The sequence below is a fragment of the Methanomicrobium sp. genome, from assembly GCF_055145805.1.
In genome coordinates, this window is record NZ_JBSREC010000135.1 from 1 (window position 1) to 5701 (window position 5701).

General features: G+C 37.8%; 5 protein-coding genes. 1 reads left to right on the forward strand and 4 read right to left on the reverse strand.

Annotated elements, in window-relative coordinates:
- The first annotated feature begins 380 nt into the window (after positions 1 to 380).
- Positions 381 to 548 (forward strand): hypothetical protein, encoded by a 168-nt coding sequence (locus tag ACTB1O_RS12320; protein ID WP_462995442.1) that lies wholly within the window; start codon positions 381 to 383, stop codon positions 546 to 548.
- Between the two features lie 52 nt (positions 549 to 600).
- On the opposite strand, the gene ACTB1O_RS12325 is transcribed toward ACTB1O_RS12320, so the two are convergent.
- The 4 genes from ACTB1O_RS12325 to ACTB1O_RS12340 all read right to left on the reverse strand — a co-directional run.
- Positions 601 to 1800: a Fic family protein gene (locus ACTB1O_RS12325; RefSeq protein ID WP_462995443.1), complete on the reverse strand. Its 1200-nt coding sequence runs from the start codon at positions 1798 to 1800 to the stop codon at positions 601 to 603.
- Complete coding sequence (locus ACTB1O_RS12330; RefSeq protein ID WP_462995444.1) at positions 1797 to 2063, reverse strand: hypothetical protein; 267 nt, start codon at positions 2061 to 2063, stop codon at positions 1797 to 1799. Before ACTB1O_RS12330 ends, ACTB1O_RS12325 begins: the two co-directional genes overlap by 4 nt.
- Before the next feature lie 134 nt (positions 2064 to 2197).
- A complete protein-coding gene (locus tag ACTB1O_RS12335) occupies positions 2198 to 4672 on the reverse strand; it encodes an oligosaccharyl transferase, archaeosortase A system-associated (RefSeq protein WP_462995445.1) in 2475 nt (824 codons plus the stop codon).
- Between the two features lie 191 nt (positions 4673 to 4863).
- Positions 4864 to 5701 (reverse strand): hypothetical protein (locus ACTB1O_RS12340; RefSeq protein WP_462995446.1); only part of this gene is annotated, 838 nt, incomplete at its 5' end.

Here is a 5701-nt window from a genome sequence, read left to right on the forward strand (position 1 = left end):
CCGATGCCGAAAGGATTCTTTTTAGCCTTGAAAAAAAGTCGGATTGTGTTCAGTGGAACAATGAATTAAGAAAGGAATACTTTGCACTTTTTGCAAAGAAGATAGAAGGGAAAGAAACTCTGCGTAAAACGGGCTATTTTGTATTTGATCTGGATGACATCTAAGAGGAATATGCATAATTCATCAACAGGAAGAAATGAAGGGCTATTCGAAAGGAAAGAAAAAAATTTCAAAGAAAATCCTGCTGTTTAAGGTACTCCTAAGCAAGTTGAGGATACCTTTAGGATACCCTCCTTATCGGATATTTGTACCTGAAGATAATTTATTATGTTAATTAATGCAATATTAAAAAACGCACAACATTTAATGACGTGAATACTATGGCCAAACCAATTGAATTCGGCTTAATCTTAAAAGGCGAGGATAAACAGAGATTTCACAAATATATGGAAAATCCAAAGTATTCAAAAGAAGGAAAAGAGATGATTTGCCGTGCCTTAAAACAGGCAGAAAAGATGCGTATAAATGAATTATACAATTCTCTTTGAAAAACTCAGATTCCCGCGTTTTCCTTAATACCCTGATTTTGCTGCCGATTTCTCACAGTTCCTCATTTTTTCTTTTCTTAATCGCTCTTCCTTTACTGGTGAGCCTGTATTTCTGCAAACGGCTGCGTGGTTTATCAGGAATTGTCATCTCCAGAAGTCCTGACTCTATAGCCGGGCGGATATATCTCAGCCTGATATTTTCTTCATTCTTTAATCCAAGATTTCTCATAATATCCTGGCGTGTCATTTCTCCATCAAAGACTTTCAAAAGTCTTTTGACTTCCCCTGTGACTTCCCCTGTGACTTCATGAGACTGCATGCCTGCCTTTTCACTCTTTAAATGTCTATAGATGACTATTTTAAAGCCGTCTGTCATTAAAAAGTCAGGTTCAGGAAGATTAGCCTCCCGGCATCGTTTGATTATATCGCCTGTACCTGTACCCATCCGTTCAATATAACCCGTAAGATACATTGGCTCTGCAAGTAATGGGTTAATTGGAACTGATCCATGTGCCTCTCTTAATTTTTCAAGTGTCAGTGATGGCGGGAGTCTTCCCGGATTCCATACTTCAAGACGATCTGAAAACAGCATAACCTGTACGCTGCCATTGCTTGTGTAGTCTCTGTGTACAACAGCATTTACGATTGCTTCTGCAACAGCCTCTTTTGGGATTTCATATTTTACAGGAGCCTGAGGACCTGATTGGCGTGTTCCAACGGATAATGCAAGTTGACTCAGCACAAAGTCAATTGCCTTTTCAACCATCTCAAAAACCGTACCTTTGTACACATGATATGAAGGGATGGGTTTAGATACTCCCGTTCCGTGGAAGTGAGCACATTTAACTTCAGAAGAAAGAAGGAAACGTTGAGGATTTTTGCCGAAAAGAAGAACTGAAGCATTTGTTAAATATTTATCATCAAGAAGATTCAGATGCTTAAGCAATTCTGAAAAATCTCCGTTTTCCCGTAATGGAAAATGACGAATATATTTTGCTGTGCTGATGAACCATTTCATCTTCTCCTGGTCAAGGTCATCAGGTACTGCCTTTAAACATGGTGATGTATCAAATGGTCCTGATCGTATGAACTGCTTTTCCATTAAATATTCTATAAGTGCTGAATATATACTGGAAATGAGTTCTGCTGATGTATCAAATCTTTTTCGGATTAATTCTGTCTTTATTCTGGCAACAAGAGTCTGCATTTTGGGATTTCGTAATGAATCATCTGTTCCTTTAACATAGATCAACCGATACTTGTTAAGTTTTGTTGCAAGATCAAATTCCTTTTCTGTTGGTGAAATGCCATCTTTATCTGCAGAACCGTAATCATAACCAAAAAGGCCATATAAAGATCACAATGACTTACTTCTTCCAGATATAGTTCATCCGGACAGCGGTTTACAGCAGGAATGTCTTCAAAAAGAAAGACTTCAAAAAACCGGCGCATCAAAGAATCACCTTTAAGGTAATCACGAAGTCTTATTCTTTCTTCTGCAAATTCATTTTGCACACTACTGATAAAAATTCGGATTGGAATCATTTTAAATCTCAAAATTTTATATTATAATCGGGTTTTTTTGATCAGATTTCATTTTTTTCATATCACTCCTCCAAAACAATGCTATTCATACAACTCTTTAAAATTTAGTAAACTTTGCCAATATCCTCTTCTGAAACATCGAAATATTCATCGGTTTCCAGGATGTGGTACCGGCCCTTCGCCTTAACACCATATTGATTTCCAAGAGTTGAATACGGCAGGACAAATTTTCCGTTCTCACTCTTCTGGGTGTAAACAAACTCTCTTCCTGTATTTGTGACAATGTTTACCTGAACAGTTCCTTCTCCCAAAACCTCAAAGCCTCTTACATACTCAAATATCTTCACATTGTCATCGGGGTCAGGCGATTCGTACACAAGACGGTAGTTTTTAAGCGCAGGAACAATGCAGCAGGGTTCATCAGGGTCTGTACTAATGAGCATTTTGTCATCCGAAACTGCTTCCAAAACTGCCTTGTCATAGTCCATGGTGTCATAGCTGACAACCGACTTAACGCCGGAGACTGTTTTTGTTGTCAGAACATCGGCCTCTGTTGGCTTTATGTATGTTCCGTCAAGATTTTCCAGTTTTACAATCATTGAGTTGTAATAATCGGGAGTATAGCAGATAGTATTTGCATAATTTCCGGAATCATCAGGCATATTAATATAAATTAAATAATCATTCACAATGTCTGCCTGGTTGAGCCATGATAGAATTGTCAGGATTCCCTTATCAGGCGTTGTCAGTTCACTGTTTGTAATAACAAATTTTGCATTTGCATTATCCATAATCCGGTTTGCAGCATCTTCAAATTCCGCTATCAAAAAGTCAGCACACCCCATGTCCCCTGCGACATTGTCCTGGAACGGGTTTGAAACCGGAATCCTTTTACCGATAAGTGTAATTACATGCCCGAAATCCCACCAGGCCATGACTCCATAGGAGTTATCAGGATATGTGAATGTATCAGATGAATACTCGCCGAAGTAATCAACACCAGGAGAAGGAGTATTCTCGTTCATCCACTCCATTGATTCTATCCATTTGCTCTTCTCAAAACTGACTCCGGAATAATCACTTGCAAAGTTAACATCGCTTATCAAAGAATTTACAAAGAAAAGAACTGTTATTATTGCAATAAATGCAAATATTGCGGCCCCCGTCGGATTTTTTTTCACAACCGTAGCCTTAACTTTTTTTGATTTTAAAGATCTTTTTTCATCCTTTTTAAGATATAAGGAAAAATCCCTGAAGAAGTTTGTATATGCATATGATATACAAAATGCAGAAAGAACCGCAAACGGAACTGCGACAAAGAATTCAAATCTTAAGTGCTTTATTGTGATATACAGGGTTATCAGTGCCCATATAAGAATGAATAAAGAACCCCTCTCTTTTTTTGAGATAACATTCTTCAAGGCTATTATAATTCCGCCAAAAACTAAAATGAATGCAAAATGATAGCTTTGCAGGGCATAATCAAGGCTCCATGGCTGCATCTCTGCAATAGCTGCATTTTCAAAGCCGAAAATCAAATTTGCGCCTGAAAACAGATTTGTAAAAATCTCAGGCAAAAGAAAAGATGCCAGAACTCCTGACAGCATTCCTGTAATAAGAATAATTCCGGGATATGCAAACTTATTCTCTTTAAATTGTGTTCTGCTAAGGCCATTTGATATAATAATCATAATCCATGTTGCAGCAATTATCAGAACTGGAATTATTGCGTGAATTATAGTATAGGAAGAGAGGACAAATCCGTCATATTTTACACCGAAAATGAGTATGAATACAGCCGGAATTATAAGTGCAACAGTGTTTACAAAACCTTCCCTGATTGGAGTAACACCCAGATTATGCGAAAATATGCATGAAATAAATGTATATACTGATATTATCACAAGAAACAGAACGGTTGTCGGAGAAGTAAAATAGCAGGCGCAATAAAAAAATCCTGCAATTACGCTGTATAAAAAGGGTTTTAGAAAATTTTTATCTTTTAAACAGGGAATGAATTTTTCAGCCGGATTTATACCTGATGCAAGGATATAAAAAAGGCAAAAGAGAGAAGAGAACAGGATTTCAGCAGCCTGATGATCAACATACCCGTATGAGGTATAATTCAAAAAGAAAAGTGATATTACAGATGTAATAGCTGCTGCAACAATACCCGTAAGCCTGCTTTTTCCAACGGTTTTTGCAATGAAATATACAATCGGCACCATTCCCGCTGCCATAAGGGGAGGAACAAATGATACAATATTTATTATATCTGTCTGTCCCACGGCTCCGCAAATAATTGCAAAAGCACCTGCGATCATCGGGAAAAGAGGGCCCCACCCGATATTTTTGCCATTAGGGTATGCAGTCATAGGGTCAAACCAGTCGTACTGCAGAAAGTTATTTGCCATAACTTCAATCTGCCTGAAATTAAATTCTGCATCGCCTCGTATTATATGAATAAAACCTGTATCGGTGAGAAAAAAGACGGGTAGTATTCTTAAAATAAATGCAAGCAGTGAAAAAAAAAGCAGAAGTATTATGAGATTCATATTTTTTTTCAGCAGATGAAACATATTACAATTAATATTAATCTTGTAAAACAAAAAATTTGCTTTTTAGCTGTGAAAAAAAACAGATCTGTTTTTGCCTGTCTTCATAATTTCCCCGAAGAATATGCACCTCATTCAGTTTATAGAAATTATCTGATAAAAATAGAGATGAGATAAAAATTTGGTTAAATTTCTTTAAAATATCGATTAAAACTCTAATATCTCCTTAAAGCAATCACCAGACTTCCTAAAATACCTGCTGCAATAAAAAGCTCCATTCCAAATCCGGACTGGGTGGGCAGTGGCGCTGGTGCCTGTGTTGCTGCAGTCATTTCAGGTGTCACTTGTAAAGTTTCTGTTGGCATTACTGTTGAAATTTCAGTTTCAGCAGGCGCTATGTCAATTTCTGATGCAAGGATTGTGCTTCTCTGTGTATCATAGATTGTGAAGTCAGATATTGCCTGAGGTCCGGCCATTCCTCCCAAACCGGGACATAGATCAGATGACGCCTCACCTGAGTTGAATTTTACCTTTAAAATATACTGGTAATCCGAGTCCCATCCGAAAACATGAGAATATTCCGGATACATCTCTTTTGTCTCAACAATTTCACCGTCACGTATTGCTGAAACAGTCGCAGAAGATGCCGTGCATGTTGTTCCCTCACACTCTGTACAATCAGGCTTCAACTCTGTTGTAACTGTGTACCCCTGATAATAATAAGATATCAGCCTTGAAGGATCACCATAGGATGCAATAAGAGGAGTTTCTGTAGAGCCGACAGTTCCAATCTTGCCAACAGATATCCATTCACCGCCCGGCCCTCCAAGAATTGTGGTTTCAATCGAATCACCCTGTTTCAAATCATTGAAAATATCGGGATTATATGTCGTTCCAACGACAATATTGTTTTTAAGGCTGGATTTTCCATAGGTTACCCATTCGTTTCCATTATAAACAGAACTTACCTGCATTGTAAGCCTGTTCTTTGAGGGTTCAAGCTTTGAAACCTGTCCTTTGTAGGTTTCTTCCATAATGATTGCCGATGCAGGC